Source organism: Gallaecimonas kandeliae, from assembly GCF_030450055.1.
GTDB classification, from domain to species: Bacteria; Pseudomonadota; Gammaproteobacteria; order Enterobacterales; family Gallaecimonadaceae; genus Gallaecimonas; species Gallaecimonas kandeliae.
Genome location: NZ_CP118480.1, coordinates 2,905,289 through 2,922,769, shown reverse-complemented (window position 1 = coordinate 2,922,769; position 17,481 = coordinate 2,905,289). Strand labels below are relative to the sequence as shown.

Annotated in this window: 15 protein-coding genes; 4 read left to right on the top strand and 11 right to left on the bottom strand. The window is 65.5% G+C overall.

Annotated elements, in window-relative coordinates:
- Nucleotides 1-11: 11 nt before the first annotated feature.
- The gene (locus tag PVT67_RS14400) at nt 12-1,082 is read right to left on the bottom strand and encodes an anhydro-N-acetylmuramic acid kinase (protein WP_336407759.1); all 1,071 of its coding nucleotides are present in this window, start codon (nt 1,080-1,082) and stop codon (nt 12-14) included.
- A gap of 97 nt (nt 1,083-1,179) precedes the next feature.
- A complete protein-coding gene (locus tag PVT67_RS14395) occupies nt 1,180-2,463 on the bottom strand; it encodes a peptidoglycan DD-metalloendopeptidase family protein (protein ID WP_301494696.1) in 1,284 nt (427 codons plus the stop codon).
- Nucleotides 2,464-2,608: 145 nt separating this feature from the next.
- Here PVT67_RS14395 and tyrS point away from each other — a divergent pair, with 145 nt between their 5' ends.
- Nucleotides 2,609-3,808, top strand: a complete 1,200-nt coding sequence (gene tyrS, locus PVT67_RS14390) for a tyrosine--tRNA ligase (protein WP_301494694.1) — start codon at nt 2,609-2,611, stop codon at nt 3,806-3,808.
- A gap of 82 nt (nt 3,809-3,890) precedes the next feature.
- Here the strand turns inward: tyrS and PVT67_RS14385 are convergent, their stop codons facing one another.
- A complete protein-coding gene (locus PVT67_RS14385; protein ID WP_301494692.1) occupies nt 3,891-5,909 on the bottom strand; it encodes a S8 family serine peptidase in 2,019 nt (672 codons plus the stop codon).
- Nucleotides 5,910-6,018: 109 nt separating this feature from the next.
- Here PVT67_RS14385 and PVT67_RS14380 point away from each other — a divergent pair, with 109 nt between their 5' ends.
- The 3 genes from PVT67_RS14380 (at nt 6,019) to mdoH (ending at nt 9,990) form a co-directional block, all read left to right on the top strand.
- Nucleotides 6,019-6,240, top strand: a complete 222-nt coding sequence (locus PVT67_RS14380) for a hypothetical protein (protein WP_301494690.1) — start codon at nt 6,019-6,021, stop codon at nt 6,238-6,240.
- A 130-nt stretch (nt 6,241-6,370) separates the two neighbouring features.
- On the top strand, nt 6,371-7,882 hold the full coding sequence (locus PVT67_RS14375) for a glucan biosynthesis protein G (protein WP_336407758.1): 1,512 nt from the start codon (nt 6,371-6,373) through the stop codon (nt 7,880-7,882).
- On the top strand, nt 7,879-9,990 hold the full coding sequence (mdoH, locus tag PVT67_RS14370) for a glucans biosynthesis glucosyltransferase MdoH (RefSeq protein WP_301494688.1): 2,112 nt from the start codon (nt 7,879-7,881) through the stop codon (nt 9,988-9,990). The genes PVT67_RS14375 and mdoH overlap by 4 nt, the downstream gene beginning before the upstream one ends.
- Nucleotides 9,991-10,271: 281 nt before the next feature.
- Here mdoH and PVT67_RS14365 read toward each other — a convergent pair whose 3' ends face one another.
- The 8 genes from PVT67_RS14365 to mtnN form a co-directional block, all read right to left on the bottom strand.
- Nucleotides 10,272-12,011 (bottom strand): sugar phosphorylase, encoded by a 1,740-nt coding sequence (locus tag PVT67_RS14365; protein ID WP_301494686.1) that lies wholly within the window; start codon nt 12,009-12,011, stop codon nt 10,272-10,274.
- A gap of 2 nt (nt 12,012-12,013) precedes the next feature.
- Nucleotides 12,014-13,240, bottom strand: a complete 1,227-nt coding sequence (locus tag PVT67_RS14360) for a glycosyltransferase family protein (RefSeq protein WP_301494684.1) — start codon at nt 13,238-13,240, stop codon at nt 12,014-12,016.
- Nucleotides 13,241-13,242: 2 nt separating this feature from the next.
- Nucleotides 13,243-13,992: an HAD-IIB family hydrolase gene (locus tag PVT67_RS14355; RefSeq protein WP_301494682.1), complete on the bottom strand. Its 750-nt coding sequence runs from the start codon at nt 13,990-13,992 to the stop codon at nt 13,243-13,245.
- Between the two features lie 42 nt (nt 13,993-14,034).
- Entirely contained in the window at nt 14,035-14,904 is an 870-nt protein-coding gene (locus tag PVT67_RS14350) for a kinase (protein ID WP_301494680.1), read from the bottom strand.
- A gap of 83 nt (nt 14,905-14,987) precedes the next feature.
- A complete protein-coding gene (locus PVT67_RS14345; RefSeq protein WP_301494678.1) occupies nt 14,988-15,458 on the bottom strand; it encodes a nuclear transport factor 2 family protein in 471 nt (156 codons plus the stop codon).
- Between the two features lie 59 nt (nt 15,459-15,517).
- Nucleotides 15,518-15,895 carry a DUF2721 domain-containing protein gene (locus PVT67_RS14340; RefSeq protein ID WP_301494676.1) on the bottom strand — a complete coding sequence of 126 codons (378 nt, stop codon included), beginning with the start codon at nt 15,893-15,895 and terminating at the stop codon, nt 15,518-15,520.
- A gap of 13 nt (nt 15,896-15,908) precedes the next feature.
- Nucleotides 15,909-16,757, bottom strand: a complete 849-nt coding sequence (locus PVT67_RS14335) for a CobD/CbiB family protein (protein ID WP_301494674.1) — start codon at nt 16,755-16,757, stop codon at nt 15,909-15,911.
- Nucleotides 16,744-17,454 carry a 5'-methylthioadenosine/S-adenosylhomocysteine nucleosidase gene (gene mtnN / locus PVT67_RS14330; RefSeq protein ID WP_301494672.1) on the bottom strand — a complete coding sequence of 237 codons (711 nt, stop codon included), beginning with the start codon at nt 17,452-17,454 and terminating at the stop codon, nt 16,744-16,746. Before mtnN ends, PVT67_RS14335 begins: the two co-directional genes overlap by 14 nt.
- Nucleotides 17,455-17,481 lie beyond the last annotated feature (27 nt).

Here is a 17,481-nt window from a genome sequence, read left to right as displayed (position 1 = left end):
CTCGGCCTGGCTCAGCAGGCTCTTGTCAGTTGTCCCAAGAGGGCGGGGCGGCGGGCGCCGGTCGCCTCCGGCAGGTTGCCGGGCAACCCCTTTATAAACTGTCTGGCCAGCCAGGCAAAGGCCATGGCTTCCAGCCAGTCGCCGGGGATGCCTTCGTGGTCTGTGATACCCCACTCCAGGGCCGGCAGCCTGGCCTTGAGGGCGGCTGCCAATTGCGGGTTGCGGGCGCCGCCGCCGCAGAGCTGGACCTTGCCCTTTTGCAGCAGCTGTTCGAGGTGCAGGGCTATGGTCTCCACCGTCAGGGCCAGCAACGTGGCCTGGACGTCGGCGGGGTTCTCGTCCCCTTGCAGGAAGCCTTGCAGCCAGTCCAGATGGAAGAGTTCGCGGCCCGTGGACTTGGGCCAGGGCTGGGCGAAGTAGGGTTCAGCCAGCAGGGCGCCGAGCAGCTGGGGTAGCACCTGGCCCTGGGCGGCGAAGGCGCCGTCCTCGTCGAAGGCCAGGCCCAGGTGGCGCCGGGCCCAGGCGTCCATCAAGGTGTTGCCGGGGCCGGTGTCGAAACCGCAGACGGGGTCGCCAAGATAGGTGACGTTGGCGATACCGCCGATGTTGAGCACGGCGTCGCTTTGCAGCACCGACTTGTGGAAGGCCGGCACCAGGGGGGCGCCCTGGCCGCCGAGGGCCAGGTCCTTCATGCGGAAGTTGCTGACCACGTCGATGCCGGCTTCCACCGCCAGGGTGGCGGCGTCCCCTATCTGCACGCTGTAGCCCCATTGGGGCCTATGGCGGATGGTCTGGCCGTGGCTGCCGATGGCGGTGACGGCCTGTGGCGCCACCTGGGCCTTCTTCAGCAAGGCCTTGACCGCCTGGGCCGAGAGTTCGGCGAAGGCGAGGCTGGCGCTCATTACCTGGTCCAGGCCGTCCTGGCCCGGCTGGCAAAGGCCGTGCAGGGACTGGCAGAGCCGCTCGGGCAGGGGCTCGAGGTGGCTCTCCAGCAATTGCAGGCGCTCACCCTCGAAGCGCACCAGCACGGCGTCGATACCGTCCATACTGGTGCCGCTCATCAGGCCGATATAAAGCTCCATCAGTGGCTCCCCTTGGCGGGCTGGGCGCTGGGACGGTATCGCCTGCGCATACGGGAAGTGCCGCTCATCAGGCCGATATAGAGCTCGTCATGCTTCATCACTTCATGGCCACCATGATCCGCTGCTGGGTGCCGAGGCGGGCCAGCAGCTCCTGGGCGTGGGCCTTGAAGGCGGCCAGCTCGGCGGCAGGCACCGGTTGGGCTTCGGGCAGCTTGACGGTGCGGGGGTTGCGGTGCACCCCGCCCACCAAAAATTCATAGTGCAGGTGCGGGCCCGTGACCCGGCCCGTGGCCCCCACCTTGCCGATCAGCTGGCCCTGGTGCACCGCCTGGCCGGCTTTCACCAGCCGCTTCGAGAGGTGCAGGTACTTGGTGACGAACTTCTCGCCGTGCTTGATGAAGACATAGTTGCCGTTGAGGCTGGAATAGGCCGACTTCATGACCCGGCCGTCCCCCGAGGCGTAGACGGGGGTGCCCACCTTGGCGGCGTAGTCGATGCCGTTGTGGGGGCGGACCTTGCCCGTGACCGGGTGCAGGCGGTGGGGGTTGAAGCTCGACGAGATGTACTTGTAGTTCACCGGCGAGCGCAGGAAGGCCTTGCGCAGGGACTTGCCTTGCGGTGTGTAGTAGTTGCCGTCGCTGTGGCGCACCGCCTGGAACAGCTGGCCCTGGTTGACGAAGGTTACCGCTTGGATCTTGCCGTCGCCGATGAAGTCGCCGTCGATGTAGTCCTGGTCGTAGAGCACGGCGAAGCTGTCGCCGCGCCGCAGCTCCAGGGCGAAGTCGATGTCGTAACCGAGGATGTCGGCGATGCCGTCGATGATGTTGGGGGACAGGCCGGCATCGACGCCGGCGTTCCAGAAGTTGGAGCTGATGGTATTGGTGGCGAACTGCTCGTGGTGTTCTACCGGTATCTCGCGGCTTTCCAGGCTAAAGCCCTTGTCGCCCTTGTTGACCAGCAGCTGCTCAGTGCGGCTGGGGCTGTAGCGCAGGGCGGCCAGGCTGCCGTCCTCGGCCTTGGCAAATTCCAGTTTCTCGCCGGGGCGCAGCTCGGTGAGCGGCCTGCCGGCTTTGCCCAGATCTTGAAGCAGTTCATGGAGGACCCGCGCCGAGACGCCGGCGCGGTCGAAAAGCTTGGCCAGGCTGTCGCCGCTTTTGACGGTTTGCCCTTGCCACTGCCATTCGGGAGCGGCAAGAGGCTGGCTGGCTTGGGGCTGGACGGCCACGGCCAGGGGATAGCGCTGCCCCACCTGCAGGCCGTCGTGGGCGCGGGTGGCTTCGGCATCTTCCGACGGCAGGAATAGCAGCAGGCCCAGCAGGGCAGCCACCCCGCCGGCCAGGATCTTATGCCTCTTGGGCAAGGCTTTGATGAGATGCAGCATGGCGTCTGTCTGGCTTGGGCAAATACAAAAAGGCGCGCAGCTCTGCTGCCTTGTTCAACGCTCAAGTCTATCGGCTTTTATTGGCCCAAGCCAATCGGATACACTAGGTCCTTATGTCTTTTGGCAGCGAAATAAGGATACGAAGATGACAGTGGTCCAGGACGCCCTGGAAGTATTGAAGCGGGGTGTGGAAGAGATCCTGGTTGTTGACGAGCTGGTCGCCAAGCTCAAGGAAGGTCGCCCCCTGCGCGTCAAGCTGGGCGCCGATCCGACGGCGCCGGACATCCATCTGGGCCACACTGTGGTGCTCAACAAGCTGCGCCAGTTCCAGGATCTGGGCCATGAGGTCATCTTCCTGATCGGGGACTTCACCGGCATGATCGGCGACCCCACCGGCAAGAACAGCACTCGTCCGCCCCTGACCCGCGAGGACGTGGCCCGCAACGCCGAGACCTACAAGGAGCAGGTGTTCAAGATCCTGGATCCGGCCAAGACCCGCATCGTCTTCAACTCCGAGTGGCTCGAGGGTCTCGGCGCCGCCGGCATGCTCAAGCTGGCCTCCAACCTGACGGTGGCCCGGATGCTGGAGCGGGACGACTTCAAGAAGCGCTTTGCCGGCAACCAGCCCATCGCCATCCACGAGTTCATGTACCCGCTGCTGCAGGGCTACGACTCCGTGGCCCTCCAGGCCGACATCGAGCTGGGCGGTACCGACCAGAAGTTCAACCTGCTGATGGGCCGCGAGCTGCAAAAATCCGAAGGCCAGTCCGCCCAGGTGGTGATGATGATGCCGCTGCTGGTGGGCCTGGACGGCGTCAAGAAGATGTCCAAGTCCGCCGGCAACTACATCGGCGTCAGCGACGCCCCCACCGAGATGTTCGGCAAGGTGATGTCCATCAGTGACGAGCTGATGTGGAGCTACTTCGAGCTGCTGTCCTTCCGCCCCCTGGAAGAGATCCGTGGTTTCCGCCAGGCCATCGTTGATGGCGCCAACCCCCGTGACACCAAGATCCTGCTGGCCAAGGAACTGATCGCCCGCTTCCACAGCGAAGCGGACGCCGAAGCGGCCCACCAGGACTTCATCCAGCGCTTCCAGAAGAACGCCATCCCCGACGAGATGGACGAGCTGACCCTGGAAGCCGGCAGCGAAGGCCTGGCTATCGCCAACCTGCTCAAAGACGCCGGCCTGGTGGCTTCCACCTCCGACGGCATGCGCATGATCAAGCAGGGGGCAGTGAAGATGGACGGCGAACGCATCGATGACGCCAAGCAGGTAGTCGCCCAGGGCACAGTGGCCGTGTTCCAGGTGGGCAAGCGCAAGTTCGCCCGCGTCACCCTGGCCTGAGTCAGGCTCGATAAGAAAAGGGCGCCCTGAGGCGCCCTTTTTCATGGGCCCCCTCCAAGGAGGGGGCTTTTTATTGCCCTTGTTACTGGGCGGTGGCAGTCAGGTTGACGCCGGAGAAGGCCGCGTAGGCACGGATGCCGATGTACCAGGTGTCGGCGGCAGGGGAGCTGATGGCACAGCTCTCATTGTTACCGGTCAGGTAGGGGCGGCAGTTGTAGCTGCTGGTGGTGGGCTGGGAGCCTTTACGCACGTAGAGGTCGGCATCACCGGTGCCGCCGCTGATGGCGACGTTCAGGCTGGTGGCGCCGGCCGGTACCTGGATCGGGAAGTAGACCCAGTTGTGGTAGCTGGCGGACAGGTTGGACTCGTTGACGCTGTTGTCAGAGCCGCCGCCGGTGCTGCCACCGCCGTCACAGCCGTTGGCATTCAGGTAGTCCACGGCATCCTGGGCTTGGACCAGGCCGTAACCGTAGTAGTTGTCACGACCGGCGGTGCCGAGGTCCTTGGCGGTAGCGTCCAGGGCGCTGCGGATCTGGGTCGCGCTGCAGCTGGGGAAGTAGCTCCATACCAGGGCCGCTACACCGGCGACATGCGGGGTCGCCATGGAAGTACCGTTGTAGTACTCGTAGTCGGCGTTGCCGGTCACGGTCAGGGTGGCGCTCTGGCCGGCCTTGCCGGCGAGCTCCAGGCCGGTGGCGCGGTCTACGGAAACAACAGGGAAGGTGGCTACGCCGTTGGCATCCACCAGGAAGTTGTTCTGCAGGCCAGGCAGGCTGGACTTGGAGTAGACCACGGCGCCGACGCCGCCGGCGCTGGCACAGGCCGCGACAGCGTTGACTTCCGGATAGCCGCTGGTGTCTTCGTTGGCGGTACGCTCAACCACGCAGATCTTGCCGCTGGCGCCGCTGCAGCTGGCGCTGGTGCCGCTGGTGGTACAGCTGGCCAGGGGGGCCGTCACTGTGCCGTTGAAGTCGTTGACGACATAGCTGGTGCCGCTCTTGGTGTAGCGGGTCTGGGGTACTACGCCTTTGGCGGCGTAAGAAGCACCACCTACGACCAGGTCGGCTTCGCGGCCGTCACCGGGGATGACGGTGGAGCGGATGGCCACGCCAGGGGCGGACAGTTCTACCTGGTTGTTGTACTGGGAGAAGTAGGCCCACTGCTCGTTGTTGTCCACGGCGCCGACGGAAACGACGGAATCGTAGGAAGCGGGGTAGGACAGGGTGCTGTCGCCACCGTTACCGGAAGCGGCGATGGACAGTACGCCGTCGCTCAGCAGCTGGGCGAAAGCGTTGCTCTCGGTGGTGGAGGAAGCACCGCCACCCAGGCTCATGTTGATGACGTTGGCGCCGTGGCTGGCACAGTCTTCAGCGGCGGTCACCAGGTCGGAAGCGGTAGGCCAGTTGCCGTCGTTGTCGAAGACCTTGACGGAATAGATTGCGACCTGGTCGGCCGGGAAGATGCCGACAACGCCTTCGCCGTTGTTGGCGATACCGGCGATGGTGCCGGCAACGTGGGTGCCGTGGCTGGCGCCAGGTTTGCTCCAGTCGCCGGTGGCGCTGTTGCCTTCACCGCTGACGTTGGTGGTGGTCAGGTCGGGGTGGCCCAGGTAGAAGCCGGTGTCGATGATACAAACCTTGCGGCCGGTAGCGGCGTTGTTGCCGAGGGTACCGGCGGCCTGCACCTTCTGTACGCCCCAGGGCATGATCTCGCCCAGGCTGGACGCCAGGGGCTTACGGATCGGGTCGGGCTCGATGTAGGCGACGCTGGGGTCGGCCTTCATGGCTTTGAGCTGAGCCTTGGTGAGCTTGGCGCCGATGGCGTTGAAGCGGGCCATCCTGTTCTTCACTTTACCGCCGTGCTTGAGCACCAGGTTGGCGTTCTCGCTGGCGCGGGCCAGGCGTTGGCTGTGGTTCATGGCCTGGATGCTCATGTTGCCACGCTCTTTGAAGCGGACTATGTAGCGCTCGCCCTGGTCGGCTTTTTGGGCCACGAAGGGGGCCTGCATGCCGTGTTCGGCCAGGGCCGGTGCTGAATTCAAGGAAGCGCAGAGTGCCAGGGCCACAGGCGCTAGGCGCAGGGCCAGATGGGATTTGGTCATTGTGGTTTGTCCTCAGATATTGTTTTCGTTTTGTTGCCCAGGACCGCCACCGATAGCCTTATCCGGTGCCAGGGCGCCGCCAAGATGTCACATTTGTCACAGAAATGTAGTGATCAAGATCGCCTTTTTGTTTACCGATGGTCGCATCGCAGGCACTTGTAATAAAAGGAGATTTGCCTATGCCCTGGGGCCAGGCGCAAGGGGGCCGGCCCGGGGAACGGGAAAAAGAAAAAGGGGAGGGGATTATATTTTTTACGGCTTTCTAACATTTGGAGGCTGGGAACAGAAGCCGTCATCTTTGCGAAAACGTTTCTACAACAAGCCCTTGTGATCCACCTCTAGAAAATTTCATCTTTCCTCATCAGCAAAAGTTAATGCACGGGGCGGCAGCATATAGAATCAGCTGCAGATCGCTGTGGTCCGAGGAGGGAGTAAGGGTGATAGCCAAGGGCTTTAAATACATGGGTTTATTTGCTTTGTCCTGGTGCCTGTTGGGCCAGGCGCAGGCTGCTGCCGTCGTCAGTGGCCCCGCCTATACCCAGGATGGCCCCTTCAGCCGTGACACTGTGGTGGAAATCGCCCGCAAGCTGTCCCAGAAGCCCTACAAGGCACCTGACAAGCCGCTGCCCGAGGCCCTGGACGACCTGAGCTACGACCAGTACCGCGACATCCGCTTCTCTCCGGAGTCGGCGGTCTGGGCTCATGACGACCTGCCCTATCAGATGCAGTTCTTCCTGCGCGGCCTCTACTACAAGGATCCGGTGGAAGTGGCGGTGGTGGAAGACGGCCAGGCCAAGCATGTGGCCTATGATCCGGCCATGTTCAACGCCGGCCCCATGATCACCAAGCCCCTGCCCAGCGACGATGTCGGCTTCTCGGGTTTCCGCCTCCACGCCCCCATCAACAGGGCCGATTACTATGACGAAGTGGCGGTCTTCCAAGGCGCCAGCTACTTCCGCTCCCTCGGCCGCCACCAGAATTACGGCCTCTCGGCCAGGGGGCTGGCCATCAAGACCGCCGATCCGGGTGGCGAGGAATTCCCCGCCTTCCGCGCCTTCTGGGTGGAAAAGCCCTCCCATGAGAGCAACTCCATACTGGTCTACGCCCTGCTGGACAGCCCCAGCACCACGGGCGCCTACCGCTTCACCATCAGGCCTGGCGACAACACCGTCATGGACGTGGAGGCGACCCTGTTCCCGCGGGTGGACCTGGACAAGGTGGGCCTGGCCCCGGCCACCAGCATGTACATGTTCTCCATGAACGGCCGCCAGAACGCGGACGACTACAGGCCCCAGGTCCATGACTCGGACGGCCTGCTGATCCAGAACGGCAAGGGTGAGCGGCTCTGGCGGCCCCTGGCCAACCCCAGGGAGCTGCAGATCAGCGCCTTCGAGGACACGGCGCCCATGGGCTTCGGCCTGATGCAGCGGGAGCGCCGCTTCGAGCGCTACCAGGACCTGGAAGCCCATTACGAAAAACGCCCCAGCCTCTGGGTGGAACCTGTGGGCAACTGGGGCAAGGGGGCCGTGACCCTGGTGGAGATCCCCAGCCAGTCGGAGATCCACGACAACATCGTCGCCTACTGGGATCCGGCCGAGGTGCTCAAGGCCGGCTCCGAGTACAGCTTCTCCTACCGCCTGAGTTGGGGTACCGAGCCTTTGTCCCGCGCCGTGCGGGTGGTGGCCACCCGTTCCGGCCGGGCCGACATCAAGGGCCCGACCCCGGACCGCCTCTTCGTGGTGGACTACCAGGAAGTGCAGCCGCCGTCCGACAAGCTGCCCCAGGCCATGGTCACCAGCTCCAGCGGCACCATCAGCAATGTGGTGGTGCAGCCCAACCCCAACTGCCAGGGCTACAGGGTCAGCTTCAGGCTCAAACCCGGCGACCAGAAGCTGGCCGAGCTGCGCCTGGAGCTAAAGTTTGAAGACGGCCGCCAGGCCGAGACCTGGCTCTACCGCTGGACGGCCCGATGAACCCCGGAACACCCCAGGAACTGCCGGGGCTGATGCCCCAGCAATCCCTTAAAGCCTGCCAGCGCCGCACCCCCGTCGATGCGGCGGCCGTGCCTTCGCGCTGGCCGCGGCAGCTGGCGGTGGTGGGCAGCGCCCTGCTGCTCTCGGTCTACGCCATCGTCGAGATGTGGATGGTGTTCGCCGCCGGTGGCGTCACCTGGCCCGAATACGTGGTGCTGGTGCTCTTCTCCCTGACCTTCTGCTGGATAGCCCTGGCCTGCACCACCGGCATCGCCGGCTTCCTGGTGCTGCTGCGCCGCAAGCGCCCCGAGTGGGTCCAGGCTCCCCTGAGGGGCCGCACCGTCGTGCTGATGCCGAGCTACAACGAGGATCCGGCCCGGATCTTCGCTGCCCTGGAGGCCATGGCCAGGGGCGTCATGGAAGCGGGTGAAGGCGCCGCCTTCGACTGGTTCATCATCGCCGACACCACCAACCCGGCGGTGATGCTCCAGGAAGAAGAAGCGCTGATGGCCATCCGCGAACGGCTGCCGGATGCCCGCATCTACTACCGCCGCCGCCGTGAGAACCTGGCCCGCAAAGCCGGCAACGTCGCCGACTTCTGCCGCCGCTGGGGCCGCCACTACGACCACATGCTGGTGCTGGACGCCGACAGCCTGATGGAGCCCAGCACCATTATCCAGCTGGCCAGGCGCATGGAGGCCAACCCCGATGCCGGCCTGATCCAGACCATACCCAGGCTCATCCGCGGCACCACCCTGGTGGCGCGGGTGCAGCAGTTCGCCACCCGCATCTACGGCCCCATAGTGGGCACAGGCCTCGCCTGGTGGGTGGACAGGGACGGCAACTTCTGGGGCCACAACGCCATCATCCGCACCAGCGCCTTCATGAGCGCCGCCGGCCTGCCGGACCTGCCGGGCAAGGCCCCCTTCGGCGGCCACATCATGAGCCATGACTTCGTGGAAGCGGCCTTGCTGCGCCGTACCGGCTGGGTGGTGGACATCGCCTGGGATCTCACCGGCTCCTATGAGGAAAGCCCGCCGTCCCTCATCGACATGGCCATCCGCGACCGCCGCTGGTGCCAGGGCAACCTGCAGCACAGCAAGGTGCTGGGGGCCAAGGGGCTGTCCTGGGTGAGCCGGCTGCACATGGTCACCGGCATCATGTCCTACCTGAGTTCGCCGCTCTGGCTGATGCTGGTGCTGGCGGGTTTCGCCCTGGCCCTGCAGGCCCAGTTCATCCGCCCCGAATACTTCCCCGACAGCTTCTCCTTGTTCCCGGCCTGGCCTGTGTTGGACGCCAAGCGGGCCCTGATGCTGTTCGGGGTCACCATGGCCGTGCTGTTTGCCCCCAAACTGCTGGGCCTGACCCTGGCCCTCAAGGACAGCGAGCTGCGCCGCGGCGCCGGCGGCACGGCCCGCCTGCTGAAGAGCTTCTTCTTCGAGGTGGTGCTGTCGGCGCTGATGGCGCCGGTGATGATGCTGATCCACTCAGGGGCCGTGGCCTCGGTACTGCTGGGCGCCGATTCGGGTTGGAACCCCCAGCGCCGGGACGACGGCAGCCTGCCCTGGAAGGACGTCTGGCGCCGCCATCGCAGCCATGTGGCCACAGGCCTGGTGCTGGCGGTGGCGGCCTGGTTCAACTCCTGGCAGCTGCTGGCCTGGCTGTCGCCGGCCATCCTCGGCATGCTGCTGGCGGTGCCTTTGTCCTATTACACGGCCGCCGGCGAGCTGGGCGCCAGGTTCAGAGACAAGGGCTGGCTGCAGATCCCGGAGGAGACGAAAAAGCCGGCCATAGAGCGGGCCCTGGACGCCGTGCTGCCTTTCTACGAAGAGCGGGTGGCCGCGGCTCCGGACCTGGCTCTGCTGGCCCGGGACCCTGTGCTGGGCCGCCGCCGCCTGCCTCTTATCGACAACGTCGCCGAGCGCAGGCCAGGGGAGATCCGCGGACAGGACGCCACCGTCATCACCAAGCTGGGGGACACCAGCGATCCCTGCCTGGCCCTGTCCTACATGAACCCCAAGGAGCAGGCCTGGCTGCTGTCCACCCCCGAGCTTTACCAGCGCTTTTTGGCCATGAGCGCCGCCAAGGTGCGGGCCGAAGCCGGCTGATAAAAAGCCCGCCGGTTGGCGGGCTTTTTTGTGCCTGACACAAGAATCCTAATCTTCTTCTCCGTAGTCTCGGTTGCTTAGCCAGAGGCACTGACATGGATGACGCCAGCCCTGGCGACAGTGCCTTATTCACCGCCGCCGTAGTCGCGGTTGCTTAGCCAGAGGCGCTGGCAGGGATGACGCCAGCCCTGGCGCCCAGTGCCTTATTCATCGCCGCCGTAGTCGCGGTTGCTTAGCCAGAGGCGCTGACATGGATGACGCCAGCCCTGGCGCCCAGTACCTTATTCACCGCCGCCGTAGTCGCGGTTGCTTAGCCAGAGGCACTGATAAGGCGCCAGCACCAGCTCGGCCTGGGCGTCCGGGTAGTGCCGGCCGGAGATCAGATCGAACCAGAGGTCGGTGCTGACCAGGTTGATGCTCGACAGGGCCAGGGCCTGGGGTTGGCCGCTGACGTTGTGGATGGCGAAGATGCTCTGGCTGCGGTCCAGGCTCTGGCGCCAGAAGCCGAACAGCTGCAGCCCCAGGTGCAGGGTGAACTGGGTGGCGTTGGGGTGGAAGGCGGGCTGCTTGCGGCGCACCCGGATCAGGTGGCGCAGCGCCTCGAAGGCCTGCTGGTGGTAGCTGCCGTTGCTGAGCGCCGCGCGCAAGGCCTCCAGGGTCCAGCTGTGGCGGTTGATGGAGCGGTTTCTCGACGTCAGCGCCACCTTCTGGGTGTCGTTCTCGGTGGCGAAGAGGCTGTGGATGTAGAAGGCGGGGATACCTTCTAGCCCCAGCATGATGCAGTGGGCGCAGAGGAAGCGGGCCAGCTGCCACTGCTGCTCGCCGCCTTCGATGCTGTCCCTGAGGGCGTCCCAGAGGCTGATGTTGAGTTCGTAGGGCTTGTCCTCGCCGCCTGTGCGGCGGTAGCTGACCAGGCCGCCGGCCCGCTCTATGGCGCCGATGAAGGCCCCCAGCTCCTGTTCGTCCAACAGATCTTCGGCCGGCCTCAGGCCGATGCCGTCGTGGCTGGCGATGAAGTTGAGGTAGGCGGTGCCGTTCTGGGCCGGCGGCATGCTCATGGCCCAGGTCTTGAGGTGCCGGCAGCTGCCGGACAGCAGGCTGTGGATCAGCAGCGGCGGCAGCGAGAAGTTGTAGATGAGGTGGGCCTCGTTGGCGTTGCCGAAGTAGGTGAGGTTCTCGCGGTTGGGGACATTGGTCTCGGTGATGAGCAGAGCCTCTGGCACCTTGTGGCTGACCAGGGTGCGCAGCAGCTTCACCACCTCGTGGGTCTGCTGGAGGTGGATGCTGGGGGTGCCCGGGACCTTCCAGAGGTAGGCCACGGCGTCCAGGCGGAACCAGCGCACCCCCTGGGCAAGGTAGAAGGCCACTATCTTCACGAATTCCAGCAACACCGCCGGGTTGCCGAAATCGAGATCCACCTGGTCGCTGCTGAAGGTGCACCAGACCCAGCGCTCGCCGTCGTCCGTGGCGACCTGGGTCAGCAGCGGGCTGGATCGGGGCCGCACCACCTGGCTCAAGTCGTCCTCGGGGCTCGCTTCCTTGAAATAGTCCTTGCCCGGGTCGCGGCGGCGTTTGAAGTTCTCGAACCAGGCGCTGCGGCTCGACATGTGGTTGATGACGAGATCCGCCATCAAGGTCTTGTGGCTGGCTATCTGGCTGACATGGCCCCAGTCCCCCAGGGCCTCGTTCACCGACACATAGTCGATGACCGAGAAGCCGTCGTCCGAGCTAAAGGGGAAGAAGGGCAGTATGTGCACCGCCGACAGGCAGTCGGCCAGCTCGCCTGTCACCAGCCTGTCCAGGGTCACCAGGGGTTTCTCCCCCTGGTCCACCACGGAGTTGCCGTAGCTGATCAGCAGCACATCGTCCTGGCTCCAGAGGTTCTGGTGGGGCGAGGGGCCCTGGGCGTCCGGGTCCAGTGCCATGGCGGCCAGCAGCTCCAGGGCCAGGGGCGCCGGATCCCGTTCCGGGTAGATGAATTTGAGGTGGGCCACCAGCTGGCGGAAGAGGGCGCTGTCCATGCTCAGTCTCCCATGAATGCCTGGCAGTCCTCCTCGACGGCCGCTTTCAGCTCGTCGAGGATATCCGGCACTGCGCTCACCACCCGGCTCCAGCTGGGCATGAAGGGGGTGGCCATGGGGTTGGCCAGGAAGGCGTTGCCCGCCTCGACGATGTTCTGGGCGAAGAGCTCCACGGCCTGCTCCTCCTTGTGCCTGTCGTAGGCCAGGCCGTTGATCATGGCGTCGTCGTTGAAGATGTCGATGAAGTCCAGGGCGATGCGGTAGTAGGTGGCCTTGATGGTGCGGATCTTCTCGGTGCTGAAGATCTCGCCGTTGGTGGCCAGCTTTCGGAAGAAGGCCTTGGCGATGTCGGTGCTCATCTTCGACAGGCCCCGCCCCGCGTCCTCCGGGCTCAGCTCCTGGTGTTTGTGGTCGTAGTTGTCGCTGATGTCCACCTGGCAGATGCGCTGGGTGGCCAGGCTGCGGAACATCTCCGACAGCATCCCTATCTCCAGACCCCAGTCGCTGGGGATGTGCAGGTGGCCCACCAGATCCCGGCGCAGGGCGAATTCCCCGGCCAACGAATAACGGAAGCCGTCCATGTAATCCAGGTAATCGTTGTGGCCGCAGACCTTCTGCATGCTGCGGATGAGCGGCGTGACCAGCAGCCGGTTGACCCGGCCGTGCAGTTTGCCGCCGGCGACCCGGGCGTAATAGCCCTTGGCGAAGCTGTAGTTGAACACAGGGTTGGCCACCGGGTAGAAGAGCCGCGCCAGCAGCTCCCGCCGGTAGGTGAGGATGTCGCAGTCGTGCAGGGCCACGGCCTGGCCCTTGTTTGAGGCCAGCATGTAGCCCAGGCAATACCAGACGTTGCGGCCCTTTCCCAGCTCGGTGGGGGCCAGGTTGTGTTTGGCGAGCTTGGCGTCGATGGCCTTGAGGCGGGGGCCGTCGTTCCAGAGCACCCGGTGCTGCTGGGGCAGCCGACTGAAGTACTGGAGGGCGTGGCGGTACTGGCCTTCGTCGGCCCTGTCCAGGCCTATGATGATCTCCGCCAGGTAGGGCACCTTTTCCAGCTCGTCGAGGATGCCGGCCAGGGCCGGGGCTTCCAGCTCCGAGTAGAGGGAGGGCAGCACCAGGCTCATGGGCCTATGGCGGCGAAAGCGCATCAGCTCCTTTTCCAGTTCCTCTACCGGGCGGCGGCTGAGGTTGTGCAGGGTGGCGATGGTGCCGTTCTGGTGGAAATCCGCCATGGCTAGCTCCTGTTGTCGAGAATGTCCTCTATGGCCTGGTTCCAGCCTTTTGGTCCCGGCAGCCGGGTACGCAGGGTCGGTACCTTGGGCCGCAGCGCCTCGCTGCGTGGGGACTTAACCACCACGGCCAGATCGGCGGCCTCCAGCAGGCTGAGATCGTTGGGGCTGTCGCCGAGGGCGATAAGCTGGCGGCCCGGGTAACGCGCACGCAGCGCCTGGACGGCGGTCCCCTTGGAGTATTGGCCCATCACCGTCAAAAAGCGCCCGCCCTGCTGGGCCTGGAGCCCCTGGTGGGCCAGGGCCTGGGTGAAGGCGGCAAGGGACTCGGGGCCGCCCTGCCACAAGAGCGGCTCCGTATATTCGCGCTCGGCGGCCAGGGCGGCCTCTTGGAGGGGCAAGCCGGTGCGCGCCGCTATCTCGGCCTGGCTCCAGTCGGCGAAGCCTTCGAAGGCGAAGCCCTGCTCCCGCAGCCTGCCCAGCACGTCGAGGAGGTGCTGGCGGGGCTCTGCGAAGCCGAGTCCGCTGCCGTCGCCCCAGTCGATGACGGCGCCATTCTCGGCGATGAAGGGGGTATCGAGGGCCAGGGCCTGGCGCAGGCGCCGCAGCTCGGCGCGGGTCTTGGAGGAATTGAGCACCAGGGGGATGGCGAGGCGCTTGAGGCGGTCCAGGGCCGGTTGGGCGGGGGCCCAGTCGTAGCTGTCGTGGTCCAGCAGGGTGCCGTCCAGATCCGTTACCACCAGCCAGTCCGTCATGCTTGGCGTCTCTTGCCCAGCGCCGCGACCATCAAAACCCCGTCAGTCATGGTGCACCGCCACTATGCGGTGGTCCTCGTCCAGCTCCAGCCGGGCCTGAGTGTTCCGGGGATGCTGGGCCAGCAACTGGCGGGTGATGCGTTCGTAGTACTGGATGAAGCGGGCCACCTGGGCGTCGCTCATCACCCCAGGGCCATCCCCTTTGCTGGCCCTGAGCCTATGCTCCTGCTGCTGGCGCCAGCGCAGCACGGCGTCCAGGGAGGGGGCCTGGAGGAAGATCTGGTACTGGATCTGGGCGAAGAAGTCGCCGTAGGGGCCCTTGAGCTGGTCGTTGACGTGGCGGCGCCAGCGGCCGTCGCCGTCTTCTTCCGCCTCGAGGGCGTTGATGGGGGCGGCCAGTTCGGCCTCCTCCTGGGGGCCTGCGCCCAGGCACCAACCTTCCAGCAAGATGATGTCAACGGGGCCCTGGACCCTGGGCCAGCTTGTCTTGGGGGCGCGGTCGTCCTGGGCCTTGTCGAAGCGGGGCAGGGCGATTTCGCCGGGGGCGGCCAGGGCGGTAAGCACCTGCTGGCCGAGCCTGAGGTCGTGGGTGCCGGGAACGCCGCGGGTGGCCAGCAGGGGGTGTACCGTCTCGGCCAGCTTCAGCCGTTCGGCCCGGGTGAGGTAGAGGTCGTCCAGGGACAGGACGGCCACCTTGAGGCCTTTTTCCTTGAGCAGCAGCGCCAGGAAGTCGGCCAGGGTGGACTTGCCGGTGCCCTGGGCGCCGGTGATGCCCACCAGCAAGGGCGCCGGGCACCACTGGCTGCGGGCGGCCAGCAGCGAAGCCAGGGGCAGGAAATGGTCTGTGACGGTGGCCTGATACTGCCTGGGCAACCCATGCGCCGCTATGGCGTCGTCTATGGCTTGGTGCATAAGGCGTTTCCCTCATCAGCCTCCAGCATACGGACTGAACAGGGAGGGATAAAGGCTTTATGCAGTTTTTGTGCGTGAATATGTTATTGCAGCTGGGCGGGCAGGGACTCGTAGTCGAGCATGTCGCGGTGGGTGCGGATCTGGCCTAGGCCGGTGTCCACCTTGAGCTCTGTGATGCCTTTGACCACCACCCAGACCGGCTGGGGGCCCAGGCCGAACTGGGGGCCCGACACCAGGTAGTGGTATTCCCCCATCAGCACCACCCAGTTGCCGATCACCATGTGGTTGTTCTCCACGAAGCGGATCTGGCCCACGCCCCGCTCGGCCTTCTTGAGGAAGGCGAGGATCGCCTGGCGGCCGTTGATGCGCTGGCCGTTGCCCTGGACGTCGGCGCTGGGATCTTCGAAGGTGGCGTCGAAATGGTAGAGCTGCTCCAGCTCGCCGTAATCCATGGCGGTGTAGGCCTGCATGTACTGGCGGGCCAGCAGCAGCGGATCGTCCGCGGCCAGGGTCGGCAGGCTCAGCAGGGCAAGGAGCAGGTACAGCAGTCGCATCGCAAATCCGTAATTCAGTGGAAGGTGAAGTGTGCCAGAGGGGGCCGGCTTCGCCAAGGTCAGCCCATCTCGTCCAGGTGGATGTCCAGCGCCTTCACCGAGATGCGGATCTCCATCACCGACAGCCACAAGGAGGTGCCCAGCAGCAGCAGGGAAATGCCGAACAGCCACCAGGCCAGGTGCGGCGATCCTATGTAGAGGGCCAGCATGGTCAGCACGCAGAAGAAGAAGCTCATCACCCCCGCCTCCTGCATGTAGCGGATCAGCACCACCCGGCGGCGCAGGTTGGCGATCTGCTTCTGGAGGCGGGGGCTGAGGTCCTGGCCGTGGATCTGGCGGATGAGGTTGGCCAGGTGCAGGAAGCGGTTGGAATAGGCCAGCAGCAGCAACGATATGGCCGGGAAGAGCACGGCCGGGGTGGTCAGGGTCAGTTCCATCGGATCTCCTTTGTCATAGGGCCAGCCAGCAGCCGGCCAGCAGCAGGGTGCCCAGCTCGCCCCCCTGCATCAGGCGCCGCAGGCGGCCGAGCTGGAGCTGGGTGGGGGGGGGTGCCGGTCCCACCCTTGGCCTGTCGAAACGCCGGCCCTGGATGCGCAGAGGCCCGCCGAGCTGGCAGCCCAGGGCCTGGGCCAGCATGGCCAAGCCCCTGGGCTTTTCCTTGGTGAAGAGGGCAGAAGCTTTGAGCGGCAGCACCAGCCAGAAGGTGGCCAGGGGCGTACCCGGGCAGCGCAGCAGGCTGGCCGGTGCCCAGGCGGCCCGGCCGAACGCCTGGCAGCCTGGGCGGGCCGGGTGCCAGCGGTCGGCCAGTTGCCACCAGGCCCGCAGCAGCAACGCCACCAGGCCGGTGCCAAGGGCGAAGAGCAGCAGCAGCAGCAGCCGTTCGCGGGCCAGGCGCCAGCGCCCTTCTATTGCTCCCTTGTAGAGACCTTCCTCGCTGAGCTCGCCGCAGTCGCGCTTGAGTACCGTGCCCAGCAGCTGGCGGCCCTGGACCTTGCCGAGGTTTTCCAGGGCCTGGAGCTTGGCCAGGCGGCCGTCGGACAGGGCCAGGTAAAAGCCCAGCCCCTCTATCACCTGGGGCAGCTCGGCGCTCAGCGCCAGCAGGGCGCAGATCAGCAGCAAGGCTCCCCATAGCAGCAACAGCGCCAGCAGCCCCGAGAGGCGACGCTGGCGGGGTTCACCCCTGTTGACCTTGGCGGCCAGGCCGTCGGCCAGGCCGTTCCAGGCGCGCCAAAACGGCAAAGCCGGCAGCAAGAGTGCCGCCGGCCAGGCCAGGAGGGGGGTCAGATCAAGCCAGTTCACTGTCTTTGAGTTGGGCCAGCATGGCGATGACCAGCTCGGCGCTGTGGGTCGCGGCCTTCTCCAGGAAGCTCTCGAAGGAGCCGGGGGATTCCTTGCCGGCGATGTCGGACAGGGCCCGGGTGATGACGAAGGGCACTTCGAACTGGTGGCAGGTCTGGGCTATGGCCGCCGCCTCCATCTCCACGGCGATCATGGCCGGGAAGGCGGCGCGGGTGGCGTCGACCTTGGCCGGATCGGACATGAAGATGTCACCTGTGGTGATGAGGCCAGTCTTGGCCTTGTGGTGGTCCATCTGGGCTATGACTTCCTGGGCCACGGCCACCAGTGTGGGGTGGGGCAGGAAGGCGGCCGGCATGCGCGGCACCTGGCCAAGCTCGTAGCCGAAGGCGGTCACGTCCACGTCGTGGTAGCGCACTTCGGAGGAGATCACCACGTCACCGACGTTGAGGCTGGGGTCGAAGCCGCCGGCGGAGCCGGTGTTGATGACGGCGTCGGGGGCATAGCGCTCAATGAGGATGGTGGTGGCGATGGCCGCCGCCACCTTGCCGATGCCGGAGCGCATCAGCACCACTTCGGCGCCGGCCAACTGGCCGGTGTAGATCTCACAGCCGGCCACCACGTCGGTGTGGAGGTTCTCGATTTGGCTCTGCAGCAGCGCCACTTCCTGTTCCATGGCGCCGATAATGCCGATCTTCATTGGCTAGTGTCCTGATAGGGGGAAAAG